At 50.2% G+C, this 12,874-nt stretch carries 15 protein-coding genes; all 15 read left to right on the top strand.

The features are described from left to right. Positions 1-80 precede the first annotated feature (80 nt). The 15 genes from rpsA to ACFOLF_RS05355 all read left to right on the top strand — a co-directional run bounded on the left by rpsA (position 81) and on the right by ACFOLF_RS05355 (position 12,872). Positions 81-1,421 (top strand): 30S ribosomal protein S1, encoded by a 1,341-nt coding sequence (gene rpsA, locus ACFOLF_RS05425; protein ID WP_210041529.1) that lies wholly within the window; start codon positions 81-83, stop codon positions 1,419-1,421. Positions 1,422-1,577: 156 nt separating this feature from the next. Beyond that, positions 1,578-2,201 carry a YphA family membrane protein gene (locus ACFOLF_RS05420; protein WP_210041527.1) on the top strand — a complete coding sequence of 208 codons (624 nt, stop codon included), beginning with the start codon at positions 1,578-1,580 and terminating at the stop codon, positions 2,199-2,201. 3 nt (positions 2,202-2,204) lie between these two features. Then, positions 2,205-3,128: a YIEGIA family protein gene (locus tag ACFOLF_RS05415; protein ID WP_210041525.1), complete on the top strand. Its 924-nt coding sequence runs from the start codon at positions 2,205-2,207 to the stop codon at positions 3,126-3,128. Then, on the top strand, positions 3,121-3,306 hold the full coding sequence (locus tag ACFOLF_RS05410) for a capping complex subunit for YIEGIA (protein WP_210041523.1): 186 nt from the start codon (positions 3,121-3,123) through the stop codon (positions 3,304-3,306). The genes ACFOLF_RS05415 and ACFOLF_RS05410 overlap by 8 nt, the downstream gene beginning before the upstream one ends. Positions 3,307-3,490: 184 nt before the next feature. Further along, positions 3,491-4,813 (top strand): ribosome biogenesis GTPase Der, encoded by a 1,323-nt coding sequence (gene der / locus ACFOLF_RS05405; protein WP_210041514.1) that lies wholly within the window; start codon positions 3,491-3,493, stop codon positions 4,811-4,813. Between the two features lie 350 nt (positions 4,814-5,163). Beyond that, positions 5,164-5,757: a glycerol-3-phosphate 1-O-acyltransferase PlsY gene (plsY, locus tag ACFOLF_RS05400; protein WP_210041504.1), complete on the top strand. Its 594-nt coding sequence runs from the start codon at positions 5,164-5,166 to the stop codon at positions 5,755-5,757. An 8-nt stretch (positions 5,758-5,765) separates the two neighbouring features. Next, on the top strand, positions 5,766-6,803 hold the full coding sequence (locus ACFOLF_RS05395; protein ID WP_210041496.1) for an NAD(P)H-dependent glycerol-3-phosphate dehydrogenase: 1,038 nt from the start codon (positions 5,766-5,768) through the stop codon (positions 6,801-6,803). 161 nt (positions 6,804-6,964) lie between these two features. Beyond that, the gene (locus ACFOLF_RS05390) at positions 6,965-7,246 is read left to right on the top strand and encodes a stage VI sporulation protein F (RefSeq protein WP_210041494.1); all 282 of its coding nucleotides are present in this window, start codon (positions 6,965-6,967) and stop codon (positions 7,244-7,246) included. Between the two features lie 185 nt (positions 7,247-7,431). Further along, positions 7,432-7,611: a DUF2768 family protein gene (locus ACFOLF_RS05385; RefSeq protein WP_210041485.1), complete on the top strand. Its 180-nt coding sequence runs from the start codon at positions 7,432-7,434 to the stop codon at positions 7,609-7,611. Between the two features lie 49 nt (positions 7,612-7,660). Beyond that, positions 7,661-7,957 (top strand): 2Fe-2S iron-sulfur cluster-binding protein, encoded by a 297-nt coding sequence (locus ACFOLF_RS05380; RefSeq protein ID WP_210041483.1) that lies wholly within the window; start codon positions 7,661-7,663, stop codon positions 7,955-7,957. A 20-nt stretch (positions 7,958-7,977) separates the two neighbouring features. Continuing rightward, positions 7,978-8,577 carry a hypothetical protein gene (locus ACFOLF_RS05375; RefSeq protein WP_210041481.1) on the top strand — a complete coding sequence of 200 codons (600 nt, stop codon included), beginning with the start codon at positions 7,978-7,980 and terminating at the stop codon, positions 8,575-8,577. Then, positions 8,574-8,918 carry a 2Fe-2S iron-sulfur cluster-binding protein gene (locus ACFOLF_RS05370; protein WP_210041480.1) on the top strand — a complete coding sequence of 115 codons (345 nt, stop codon included), beginning with the start codon at positions 8,574-8,576 and terminating at the stop codon, positions 8,916-8,918. The genes ACFOLF_RS05375 and ACFOLF_RS05370 overlap by 4 nt, the downstream gene beginning before the upstream one ends. 59 nt (positions 8,919-8,977) lie before the next feature. Then, entirely contained in the window at positions 8,978-9,706 is a 729-nt protein-coding gene (locus ACFOLF_RS05365) for a hypothetical protein (RefSeq protein WP_210041472.1), read from the top strand. Between the two features lie 352 nt (positions 9,707-10,058). After that, positions 10,059-11,537, top strand: coding sequence for a stage IV sporulation protein A (spoIVA, locus tag ACFOLF_RS05360; protein ID WP_210041470.1), 1,479 nt, complete (start codon positions 10,059-10,061; stop codon positions 11,535-11,537). Positions 11,538-11,705: 168 nt separating this feature from the next. Further along, positions 11,706-12,872: a sugar ABC transporter substrate-binding protein gene (locus ACFOLF_RS05355; RefSeq protein WP_210041462.1), complete on the top strand. Its 1,167-nt coding sequence runs from the start codon at positions 11,706-11,708 to the stop codon at positions 12,870-12,872. The last annotated feature ends 2 nt before the right edge of the window (positions 12,873-12,874 follow it).

Raw genomic sequence — 12,874 nt, 5'->3', positions numbered from 1 at the left:
TGGTACGTCGGAGCTTCTGTTTCAATGTCGCGGGCGTGCGTTTAAATAAAGTTGGGGTATGAACTGAGGAGGTTTTTCAAATGTCAGAAGAAACAAACGTGCAGGAAACCGCAGCTGCGGAAAATATCGAATCGCAAGAGACCGCTACTGCGGAAAATAATGAAATTGAACAATCCGCTGGTGCGGAAACGACTGGAAATGTCGAAGCCGCTGAGCAAGTGGAAAGCCAAGACGCATTGGACAACTTTGTGTCCTTGAAGAAAGGCGACTCTGTAAAAGGCACAATCGTCAAAATTGAGGATAACCAAGCTTATGTGAGCCTTGGATATAAATATGACGGCGTTATTCCACTTCGCGAGCTTTCCTCGATTCAGATTGAAAGTGCGGCAGACGCCGTAGAAGTCGGTCAAGAGGTAGAATTGAAAGTCGTCAGCATTGACGATGACAAGGAAAAACTCGTTCTGTCCAAAAAGCTGGTCGACGGCGAGAAAGCCTGGGATGAGCTTCAGAACCGTTTTGACCAAGGAGAAGTATTCGAAGTAACGGTTGCCGACGTTGTCAAAGGCGGGCTGGTTGCCGATGTTGGCGTGCGCGGATTTATTCCGGCATCCATGGTTGAGCGTCATTTTGTAGAAGATTTCAGTGACTACAAAGGCCGTACGCTTCGCGTTAAGGTAAAGGAAATCGATCGCGAGAACAATAAAGTGATTCTTTCCCAAAAAGAAGTGCTGGATGCTGAATTCGAGCAAAACAAACTGGCTGTAATGAACTCGATTCAAGTAGGCCAAGAGATCGAGGGCACTGTTCAGCGCCTTACTCCATTTGGCGCATTTGTTGATATCGGCGGCATTGATGGTCTGGTTCATGTATCCGAGCTTTCATGGCAGCATGTGGCTCATCCGAAGGATATTGTCTCGGAAGGCCAATCCGTCAGCGTTAAAGTGCTTAAAGTCGATCCTGCCGCAGGCAAAATCAGCTTGAGCATGAAAGCCGCACAACCGGGCCCATGGGAATCTGCTAATGGTCAATTCAAAACGGGTGACATCGTGACGGGTACGGTACGCCGTATTGTCAGCTTTGGCGCTTTTGTTGAGATTGCACCGGGCGTTGAAGGTCTCGTTCACATTTCGCAGCTTGCTCACCGTCATGTAGCTACTCCGAATGAAGTGGTTACAGAAGGTCAGGAAGTACAGGCGAAAGTGCTTGATTTCAACCCATCTGAGAAACGGGTTAGCCTCAGCATCAAGGAAACGGAAGAAGCTCCTGAACAACCTGAGAAGTCATCGCGTCCGGAGCGTTCCTCCTCATCGCAGCGTTCACCTAAGGTGGAGCTGAACAATCCGAACGTCAGCTTGAGCAACGAAGGCATGAGCTTTACGTTGGCTGAGCGGTTTGGCGATAAATTGAGCAAATTGAAATAAGACCGAAATTTGTAGAAATCTTTATCATTAGCCGCAAAACAGGCATTTATTGCCTGCTTTGCGGCTTTTTTCTTTGTGTACGCTAAGATGGATACGCAAGATTAGGTTAGGCGGCTTAGGCGCATAATAGGATAGTCGAAAGAGGGGGGATAATGCTTGAATGAAGGATTTATCGCATGCTGGTTTGTTACCATGCTGCTTATTTTATATGCAACCGGATGGAAACAGCAGGTTGCCGACGGGGTATCAGGCCGGGCGCTTACCATTTTCGTTATTGCGGTTCTTATTCTGCATAATATCAAAATTCCCATCGGAACGACGACTGATTATGTGCAAGGCAGTGTGCTTGCAGCGGTCGGGGCAGCGATTCTTTCGCTTGTAAGCATCCGTCAGGCCGGACAATTCGTGTACCTTACGCTTTGCTCGTTGTTTACGGGTGTGATCTGGATGTGGGTGCATGTTATGTACCGGGCAGATCCGGTATTTGTCGGCATCCATCCTTTATGGGATGGGCCCTTGATAGCCGGATTGATGGCCGGCATTCTGGCAGAGCGTTTCCGTCATCAATTTGCTTTAATTGTTGCCTCCGCCCTGATATCGCAGCTATTGGATATTATCCGGCCGCCAGGCGGAATGCTGATTATAGGATCATTGGGATGGTGGGATGGATTTGCCATCGCCTTGCTTGCAGCGAGAATTGTCAGTCTGGTCAGGTGCTTTATACGGAGCCTGCTTCAAAAAGGCAATAGCCGGTTCACCCAGAGAGGCGGGAGTTCATAATCCATGTGGGAACAGATGAAAATCGGACAACCGCATCATATTTTGATCGGAATTCTGCTTGGAATTGCATTTGGGATTTTTTCCAGGATGCTGATGCTGCGGACGGATTACCGGCAATATCCGACATATCCGCATGGCCGGATTATTCATATCTCTCTCGGCGTGATTGCGGCGGCGCTGGGTGCTGTAGCCGTTCCGGCTTTGTATAACAAGGATTTCACAGCGATTACCTTTTTGACCCTCGCTGCCCAGCAGTTCCGCGATGTCCGTAAAATGGAACGGGATACGCTCGACAAAATCGACAGTCTGGAGCTGGTCCCCCGGGGGGCTACTTACATTGAAGGCATCGCCATGGTATTTGAAGGCCGGAACTATCTGGTTATATTGACTTCCTTGCTGACAAGTCTCGCTTCCATCAGCTTGGGGCCGTTGTTTGGCATTCTTGCGGGGATTTTGTCTTTTATGCTGGTATGGGTGCTTAAATCCGGCAAAAATATTTCCCATATTGCGGAAGCGGAGATCGCTGAGGTAAGAGTTGACGGTCCGGATTTGTTTGTGGGAGATATATATATCATGAATGTGGGGCTGACCACCAATCAGCAGATAATTGCGGAGAGAGGTCTTGGTATTATTTTGACGCCCTTCAATGCCAATGGCAAAGCCACACTCAGCAATCTTGGACAGCGGCAGGCGATTTTATTCGATTTGTCCACAATTCTTGGGGTCTACCGTGACGATGGCGAGCCTGCTCTGGTCCCCTTAGCCAAATTGGACATGAAAAATGGGCGGTTGGCCGTCTTTTTGCTGCCTCAGGATATGGATGGAAGCAAAGCGCGTGCAGTAACCTTGAAAGTGCCGATTCTGGAGTCTGCGGTTCGGATGCCAACTGAAGCAAGTGTGAACCGTAAGGAGGATAGACATGGCTAAAATTGTGGCTATTGTAACGGTGAATGGGGAGGGCACCCGCGGAGGCGCGCCGATTTTTATCGAACCCGACATAGACAAACGGGAAACGACAGCATTCTTGCTGGAAAAGATTTTAGACGCCAGCGCTCATGATTTGAAAAATGGAACAATCATTCTGGTAGATCGCCATCAGGAATGAAATGTTAGCCAAGCGGGGGGTTTTTTGCTATGATGGTAGGCGTGAGTAAATATAAGCTCGTATAACCCTCTCTTATACATAACTTATATTTGTGAAAAAACGGATAGCATTATTCGTTGCATATACACTGTGAATAGGCAGTGAAAATACAAAAAAGCACCTATTTTTATGAAGGAGTGAAAACATGGCAAAACCCATTATCGCCATCGTAGGGCGGCCTAACGTGGGGAAGTCTACGATATTTAACCGCATCATTGGCGATCGGTTAGCGATTGTGGAGGACAAGCCGGGCGTAACCCGGGACCGCATTTACAGTTCCGGAGAATGGAACGGCAGAGCCTTTAGTATCGTGGATACGGGAGGCATTGAAATCGACGGCGAAGACGAAATCATGAAATCAGTGCGCATGCAGGCGGAGCTGGCTGTTGAAGAAGCAGATGTTATTGTTTTCATGGTGGATGCCAAAGATGGATTGACTCATGCGGACGATGAAGTTGCACAAATGCTGCTTCGATCCCGCAAACCGATTGTGGTTGCAGTAAACAAGGTTGATAATTTCAATCGGCATGATGATATTTACGAGTTTTATAATCTGGGCTTCGGCGAGCCTATCGCGATTTCCGGATCTCACGGTATGGGCATAGGCGATCTGCTGGATGCTGCCGTCAGTAAGCTTCCCGAGCTTGTAGAGGAACATTATGAAGACGATGTGATTCGTGTTGCCTTGATCGGACGCCCGAATGTCGGCAAATCATCGCTGGTCAATGCGCTGCTGGGCGAGGAACGGGTTATTGTCAGCCATGTCGCCGGTACAACGCGCGATGCGATCGATACGCCATTCGAGCGGGACGGTCAAAAATATGTGCTGATCGATACTGCGGGGATGCGCAAACGGGGCAAGGTTTATGAGACAACCGAGAAATACAGCGTTATGCGCGCATTAAAAGCCATCGAGCGTGCAGATGTTGTGCTGGTGCTGATCAATGGCGAAGAAGGCATCATCGAGCAGGACAAGCATATTGCCGGTTATGCCCACGAGGCAGGGAAAGCATCGATTTTCGTCATTAACAAATGGGATGTTGTCGAAAAGGACGAGAAGACGATGCAGCAATTTACCACGAGCATCCGCGATCATTTCCTGTTCATGACCTATGCGCCGATTGTATATCTTTCGGCCAAAACCAAGCAGAGGCTGCACAAGCTGCTTCCGGTTGTCGATCATGTCTCCGAGCAGCATGCGCTTCGAATTCAGACGCATCTGCTTAATGATATTGTATCCGATGCCATCGCCATCAATCCTCCGCCAACAGACAAAGGCAGACGCTTGCGTATCAACTATGCAACCCAGGTAGCCACCAAACCGCCGACCTTCGTGCTGTTTGCCAACGATCCGGAGATGATGCATTTCTCTTATGAGCGGTATCTGGAAAATAAAATCCGCGGCGCCTTCAACTTCGAAGGCACACCAATCCGTATCTATACCCGCCGCAAATCGGATGAGGATTAAATCATTCATATCGCAGCAACCGTTATACCAGCGAGTTTCTCCTATCAAAAGCGCCCATGTGAAAAATCGAGACAGCTCGAAAACGACCAACTGAAATGGCTTGAAACATGTCCCGGCAGGGGACAAAAAACGATTCTGTGAAAAGGGCCAAGAGCCCGTTTTACAGAATCTACGCATTAAAGCGTGTCCCGAAGGGACGAAAGCGGGCCGAAGCTGCAAAATAGTCAAATAGTCCATCTCTGTCCCCCAAACGTTATACCATTCGGGTGTCCAGAGGGCGGAGCCCTTGGGGTCCCCCTATGAAAGGGGGATTTAGGGGGTAAGAAATATCTTCCTGGGGAGAGAAGAACGTGTTTACAGTCATCGCGGTTCTCATAAGTTACTTATTAGGCTCCATCTCATTCAGTATTCTAATTGCCAAATGGGTCAAGGGCATTGATATCCGCAGTCATGGCAGCGGCAATGCTGGCGCGACCAACACGCTGCGCGTGCTTGGCAAAGGTCCGGGAATTACCGTCTTTTTACTTGATATCGCCAAAGGAGTCGCTGCCGTCTTGCTGGGCATGCTGATCGTCGGTGATGATTGGGCTCCTGTATTATGCGGATTGGCAGCCATTGCAGGCCATAACTGGCCGATCTGGTTTAATTTCAAAGGCGGCAAAGGAATTGCTACGACAGTGGGCGTAATGGTAACGTTGGCCTTGGTGCCCTGTCTCATCGCCGGCGGCGTGGCTATCGCTGCCATTGCTTTGACCCGCTTTGTTTCACTGGGTTCTTTGCTGTTTGCACTGCTAACGCCTTTATTTGTTTGGCTATTCGGGATGTCCGAGGCCTTGCTGTGGGCTAGTCTGATTGTTTGTGTCTTTGCATTTGTCCGTCACCGCAGCAATATTGTGAAGCTGCTGCAGGGCAATGAAAACAAGCTGGGAGCCAAAAAAGGGTAGGTGCACATATGACAAACCGGAAAGCAGCCGTCCTTGTTGCCGGAAGCTGGGGGACCGCACTGGCAGCCGTTCTTGCTGACAATGACTACAACGTCATCATGTGGGCCCGCAATTCCGAGCAAGTCACGGAAATCAATGAAGAGCATCGCAACCATAAATTTTTACCCGACACTGTACTGTCTGACAGGATAGGAGCCACAACGGATATAGAACAAGCGGTCACAGGGGCAGAGCTTGTTCTATTTGCCGCGCCTTCCTCCGCCATGCGGGAAGTGGCCAGACAGGCCGCTCCTTTTATCGCTGAGGGGACGCTTTGTGTTCATGCAACCAAAGGCTTTGAATCTGTCACCTATAACCGGATGACTTCAATTCTTGCCGAGGAGCTGTCAGGTGATCCGAAACAGCTTGTTGTGCTCTCAGGACCCAGCCATGCAGAAGAGGTCGTGAACAAACAACCAACGACGGTTGTAGTGGCATCAGCATGCCAGGAATCGGCAGAACGGGCTCAGGATGCCTTTATCACCCCCTATTTTCGGGTATATACCAATCCCGATGTTGTCGGTGTTGAGGTAGCGGGTGCAATCAAGAATATCATCGCCCTTGGGGCGGGATTGACGGACGGACTGGGCTTTGGCGATAACGCCAAGGCTGCGCTCATCACCAGAGGATTGGCCGAGATCAGCCGTCTGGGCACGGCAATGGGGGCGAACCCTTTAACCTTTGCCGGTCTTGCCGGCATCGGTGATTTGGTTGTCACCTGTACAAGCAAGCACAGCCGCAATTGGCGTGCAGGTTCCATGCTTGCCGGCGGACTTGCACTGGATGATGTGCTGCAGCGTATGGGAATGGTGGTTGAGGGCGTCCGCACAACCAGCGCAGCGCGTGAGCTCGCTGCCAGATTCGATGTGGTCATGCCGATTACGGAGCAGCTGTACCAGGTTTTGTTTGCGAATAAACCGCCGCGCAGCGCTGTCGAGGATTTGATGGGCCGGGGCCGCACGCATGAAATGGAAGAAGGAGCGGGCTCCTGGGGCCTACACCAATAATCCTTTCCCCTCATATGATACGAGGAAAGCAAGCTTTTGCTTTCGAAGTAAGCTTACGTTTCGTAAACTGGGCATACGCTTGCGAGGTGGGTTTACTTCGTAAACTAATCCTGTGCTTGCGAGGTGAGTTTACTTCGTAAACTCTTGTAGGAGGGGAAAAATTGAGCGATAAAAATAATCTTTCCAAAGACGTTCTTAATGCGGTCAACAAAAAGACCGGTAAACCGATAACGGAGAATGCAGTTAAAAAGCTGGCCAGCAATGTAACAGCCAATACATTGCAGGATGAAGATGAGCTGCGCAAGCTTATCAAGTCCGTATCGGCTATGGCCAAGGTGCCGGTTACGGATAAAACGGTCAACGATATTATCGGTGCCGTTAAGAAGAGCGGGATGAACACGTCAAGCATGGAAATGCTGATGAAAATGATGCTTAAGAAGTAAAATGAGGATTGAAGCGCACGGCGTAGGCGGCGAAGCTACCGCAGCGAGCCGCCCAGCGCCGAGATCCTTATTTTTTTGGGTTCCTTTGTTTGCAACCTGCTAATTAAACCTGAAAGTAGCAGAGCAAAGTACACTAATGGTATAATGAAGCGACTATTTGGTGGACAAGGTGGCGACAATGCAATATGGATCCGATGATGAAAATGTGGGTTTCTTTTGTGGGGATCGGGCTTATGGCAATAGCTGCGGTTCTGATCACTCTGGCAAGGTACAAGACCAAGGGCGTGTTTAAGATGCTGGTTTCTTCTTTTGCTTTTTTGCTCTTGGTGATTGGCGGATTTCTCGGATTAATTTCGATTACATAAAGAGCCGAGGGGTACAGTTTGCAATGTCGAAAGGAAGTAGGGTTTGCATATGTTAGAACTAAAAGGTTTGACGAAATCAATTCGCGTAGAGGCTGAGGCAGGACTGTCCTTGCTGGATATCGCGCTGAAGCACAATCTGGATTGGGGATTCTCCTGTACGCGCGGCACTTGCGCGCGATGCAGATGCCTCGTTATAGAAGGCGGAGAATTCCTTGAAGATGTCACAGATGAAGAATGGGACCGCTTGGAGCCCCAGGAATTCGATGAGGGCTACCGGCTTGGCTGTCAGGCGGTAGTAAAATCGGCAGATGCTGCTATCAAAGCGGAGAACCGGACTTATTTTTAATTTGAAGGAAGTGCTTTTTGTTGCTGAACGAGAGTAACCTGCTGTCTGTATTGTCCATCATCGCGGAAGCGGGCCTTTCCGCCAATGCCACGTGGCTGACTGGAGGAAGCGCCGGCCTGCTGCTCAGGGGAATCAAGCTCGATAACTCCCCGCGCGATCTGGATATTTATGCGGATGAAAGCGATGCGTTGCGGCTGCATGAGATGCTCCAGAGCTACGCCACGGATCAGCAGCAGGTAAGCGTTAGCGGAATCTACCGTTCGGTGCTCAGCCATTATCTCATCGAAGGGGTTCCGGTCGAGCTGGTCGGTGGCTTTGTCATTACATCACGTGAGGACCGTTATGCCGTGCAGGTCACTCAAGTGCTTGCGCCCCGGCAGCTTTCCCTATCTGTCAAAGGTACCGCCATTGGCATTGTTCCCTTGGCGCATGAAATGTGGTTCAATCTGCTGCGTGAGCGTTTGGACAGGGTGGCACTCATCGCCGGTGCGGTACGCACTGAGCCCGCAGTTCACCTGGAAGCTTTTGAAGCCATTGAGGCGGCAAATCAACTAAGCGGATCATCAATTGGCGCCATACACGATCTTATTGGAATCTCCAGAAACGAGGGGCCGCTATGAATGTAGACATCACGTTTCTTCCTTCGGAACGTACCGTATCGGTTCGGGCAGGGACAACGGTGCTGGACGCCGCCCGCCGCTTCGGTATCCCGGTACGTACGAGATGCGACGGGAAAGCCTCCTGCCTGATGTGCAAAGTCGTAGCGCAAAACGGAAGCGGTCTGTCTCCCATGCAGAATAATGAACGGTATAAGCTCGGGGGACTTGAAGCCGAGGGCACAAGGCTCGCTTGTCAGGCTAAAATTATCGGTAAAGCGGTTGTAGAAGTACCCGAAGATCCGCTTCGCGCAGCGGTTAGGAAACAGTTAATGCGTCAGGCGGAGGAAGATAAGCTCTGGTAGGCGCAGGATTCATGCTTGAGACCGGTTCCGGCAGCAAGCTATAACGCTCAGGAGGCACTATGATTAGACAAGGAACAAGAAGCGCAGCTGCTATGATTACTTTGCTGGCAATGATTATTTTGTTGCCTGGCTGTCTGTACCCGGATGACCAGCTGGCTAAGCAGCCGGCCAAGGATGCCATCCTGAATGTGCAGACGGTAATAGACCAATATCAGAAAGATACGGGACTGCTCCCGATTCAAAATAGTGATCAAGATACGCCGATTTATGAAAAATATTTGATTGATTTTGCGAAGCTGCAAAGAATGAATTACTTAACGAGCATTCCGGAGACGGCTTATGAGAAAGGAGGAAGCTATTACTACCTTATCATTAACGAGGAGACCGATCCGACGGTGAAGCTGATGAATCTGGTAATCTATCAACAAGTCAATGATGTCCAGGCAGCGGTTAAAACTTATAGGAGTGGACATAATGGCGAGCTCCCGTCGTCAGATGAGGCCTATCCGGATTTTGTCCGCATTGATTATAAGAAGCTTGCTGTGAAAGAGCCTGTAATCCGCAGCATGTTCACAGGCCAGACATTATACACGCTGATGGATGCCAAAGGAAATGTGTACATTGACTACGGAAGCGATATCATGCAGGCCATTGAGAAGGCTGGAGGCAAGAGCATCGCACCAGCGCAGGACCTGCGCGGGCTGCTGGTCAACAATGCGGATTTCGTGCCGGTCAAGTCTCCGGTGTATCATCTCATTAATGGGGAACCGCAAGCGGTCCTCAAGTGAACGGCTGTACACGAGAATACATGTCCCCCTTGTGCCCCGGGCAGGCGCAGGGGGGATTTTTTTAGGTTCAAGGAATAGCAGCGTTCTTTCTCTCATATACCTCATTCATTGGAAGGACCAGAGGCGAAGATGCCAAGGAAGCAAATCGAAAGATTTCATCAGCAAGTCGTCATAATTGGGACGAACGCGCAATAAGCTATTACTAGTCCAAAATCATGTACGAGTTGCGTCGCTGGCCTGCTCCGAAAAGACGGCGGAAGGCGGCGGACACAGGCGGCTACACAGCAGGAGGATACGCGGCAGTAACGGTACGTCCATGTACAGGCGAAATTCGATTGGGAGGGGATATTCAGTGGAGAAAGTGGACATTTTCAAGGACATAGCCGAACGAACCGGCGGGGATATTTACCTCGGCGTCGTCGGTGCGGTCCGCACAGGCAAATCAACCTTCATCAAACGGTTCATGGAGACGGTTGTTCTGCCAAACATCACGAACGACGCCGATCGGGTAAGAGCAATTGATGAGCTGCCGCAGAGCGCAGCGGGGAAGACAATCATGACAACGGAACCAAAATTCGTACCTAATCAAGCCGTTCAGCTTCGTGTGGCAGAAGGGCTTGATGTCAACATCCGTCTGGTGGATTGTGTAGGTTACGCCGTAAACGGGGCAAAAGGCTACGAGGACGAGAACGGTCCGCGGATGATCACGACGCCTTGGTTCGACGAACCGATTCCTTTCCAGGAAGCGGCGGAAATTGGCACACGAAAAGTTATCCAGGAGCATTCCACCCTTGGTGTCGTCGTGACGACTGACGGTACGATTGCCGAAATTCCCCGCAGCTCCTATGTTGAAGCGGAAGAGCGCGTTATTGAGGAGCTGAAGGAGGTAGGCAAGCCCTTCGTCCTCATTGTGAACTCCACACGTCCGCGCAGTGACGAAGCTATTCAGCTTCGGGGCGAGCTGCAGGCCAAATACGATATTCCGGTGATGACGCTCAGTGTAGCCACGATGGGCGAGGAAGATGTCATGTCGGTGCTCCGCGAAGTGCTCTATGAGTTCCCGGTGCATGAAGTCAATGTCAATCTTCCAAGCTGGGTCATGGTGCTGAACGATCAGCACTGGCTGCGCAGCAACTATGAGAATTCCGTTCGCGACACGGTTAAGGATATCCGCCGTTTGCGTGATGTGGACCGCGTCGTTTCGCAGTTCATGGATTACGAATTTATTGCGAGAGCGGGCCTGAGCGGCATGAATATGGGCCAAGGGGTCGCGGAAATTGACCTCTATGCGCCGGATGAGCTGTATGATCAAATCCTGATGGAAGTCGTGGGCGTGGAGATTCGCGGGAAGGACCATCTGCTGCAGCTGATGCAGGAATTCGCCCACGCGAAGCGCGAATATGACCGGTTCGCCGAAGCGCTGGAGATGGTGAAAACAACCGGCTACGGCATAGCAGCCCCATCTCTGGCGGAAATGGCACTCGACGAGCCGGAGCTGATCCGTCAAGGCTCAAGATTCGGCGTCCGGCTGAAAGCGACGGCGCCATCCATTCATATGATCCGTGTCGATGTGGAATCTGAATTCGCGCCGATCATCGGTACGGAGAAGCAAAGTGAAGAGCTGGTCCGGTATTTGATGCAGGACTTTGAGAATGACCCGATAAAGATTTGGGAATCCGACATATTTGGCCGCTCGCTGCACTCCATCGTGCGCGAAGGCATTCAAGGCAAAATCGCGATGATGCCGGATAATGCCCGCTACAAGCTCCAGGAGACGCTCGGACGTATTATCAACGAGGGCTCAGGCGGATTGATTGCCATCATTTTATAGTCTAAAATCAAGGCTGGAGGCACGCTTAGGCGTGTCTCTTTTCTCGTTTTTACAGATATAAGGATAATCTCTACATATAGGTTATTAATTCCGATTGACATAGTAGGAAACCATGATATTATAATCATTATGAAAAATAGAAAGAGTTAGCAGGAGGAGAAAGAGAAGATGAAACAATGGGGAAAAGTATCTATTATGCTGCTGGCGGTTGCTCTGATGGTCGTGCTGAGCGCTTGCGGCAACAAAACAAATGAAAGCACAAACAGCGGCAGCAATGCAGCGAACCAGACTGGTGACAATGCTACGAACCAGACTGGCGAGGCGAACCAAGCCAATGAAGCCGGCACAACAAATGATTCCAAAGACCTGGATGCACTCAAAGGCAAGAAAATTGCCCTTATAATGCAGTTTAATACAGGAACGTTCTCGTCGCAATATATTCAGGGCGTCAAGGATCAAGCAGCCAAATTCGGCGGCGAGGTGCAGGTGTTCGCATCGGATAATGATCTCGCCAAAATGTCCTCCAACCTGGATGCGGCCGTCAACCAAGGCTTCGACGGGATTTTGATCGATCATGGACAAGCCGGTGCGCTTGAAGCCGGCATCAAAAAGGCTCTTGAGCAAAACATTCAAGTCGTCGTTTTCGACGCGGATATCAAAATTCCGGGCGTAACGGTCCTTCAGCAGGATGACCAGAAAATGTCGGAAATGACGTTGAACAAAATGTCCGAGGATATTGGCGGTAAAGGCAGCATCGTTAAAGTGTGGGTAGCTGGCTTTGCCCCTATGGAACGCCGTGAAGTCGCTTATAAGGCGTTTATGGAAAGCAATCCGGACATCAAGCAAATCTCCGCTTTCGGTAATGCCAACAATCCAGCCATGGATGCACAATCGCAAATGGAAGCCGTTCTGAAGAAATTTCCGAACAAAGGCGATATAACAGCGGTATGGGCAGCATGGGATGAGTTTGCCAAAGGCGCTTCGCGCGCAATCCAACAGGCTGGACGTACAGAAATTAAAGTATACGGTATCGATATGAGCGATGAGGATCTTCAAATGATTCAAGATACGGCAAGTCCCTGGGTCGCTTCCGCAGCCGTAGATCCGATCTCGATCGGCAGCGTTCAAGTCCGTTATTTGTATCAAAAATTCAACGGAGATCAAACGGATGAGACAGTCGTCCTCACTCCTTCCATGGTCAAACGTGAGGATTTGCCTGCTCTCCCGGAGAAAGTAAGTACATCGCAGCTTAGCCAATATGTTGAAGGTTGGGGCAGCAACGATCAAGGTTATACCGATACGTTGAAGGAGCTTGAAGCTTCAGCTGCAAAATAATA

It is taken from the genome of Paenibacillus sepulcri (assembly GCF_042647105.1).
Lineage (GTDB): Bacteria > Bacillota > Bacilli > Paenibacillales > Paenibacillaceae > Paenibacillus_Z > Paenibacillus_Z sepulcri.
This window is presented reverse-complemented; position numbering and strand designations above follow the sequence as displayed.

What these genes read in the sequence shown, in the direction of transcription:
- rpsA (WP_210041529.1), top strand. Translation starts at nt 81, where the DNA reads ATGTCAGAAGAAACAAACGTGCAGGAAACCGCAGCTGCGGAAAATATC.
- ACFOLF_RS05415 (WP_210041525.1), top strand. Translation starts at nt 2,205, where the DNA reads ATGTGGGAACAGATGAAAATCGGACAACCGCATCATATTTTGATCGGA.
- ACFOLF_RS05410 (WP_210041523.1), top strand. Translation starts at nt 3,121, where the DNA reads ATGGCTAAAATTGTGGCTATTGTAACGGTGAATGGGGAGGGCACCCGC.
- der (WP_210041514.1), top strand. Translation starts at nt 3,491, where the DNA reads ATGGCAAAACCCATTATCGCCATCGTAGGGCGGCCTAACGTGGGGAAG.
- ACFOLF_RS05395 (WP_210041496.1), top strand. Translation starts at nt 5,766, where the DNA reads ATGACAAACCGGAAAGCAGCCGTCCTTGTTGCCGGAAGCTGGGGGACC.
- ACFOLF_RS05385 (WP_210041485.1), top strand. Translation starts at nt 7,432, where the DNA reads ATGGATCCGATGATGAAAATGTGGGTTTCTTTTGTGGGGATCGGGCTT.
- ACFOLF_RS05380 (WP_210041483.1), top strand. Translation starts at nt 7,661, where the DNA reads ATGTTAGAACTAAAAGGTTTGACGAAATCAATTCGCGTAGAGGCTGAG.
- ACFOLF_RS05370 (WP_210041480.1), top strand. Translation starts at nt 8,574, where the DNA reads ATGAATGTAGACATCACGTTTCTTCCTTCGGAACGTACCGTATCGGTT.
- ACFOLF_RS05365 (WP_210041472.1), top strand. Translation starts at nt 8,978, where the DNA reads ATGATTAGACAAGGAACAAGAAGCGCAGCTGCTATGATTACTTTGCTG.
- ACFOLF_RS05355 (WP_210041462.1), top strand. Translation starts at nt 11,706, where the DNA reads ATGAAACAATGGGGAAAAGTATCTATTATGCTGCTGGCGGTTGCTCTG.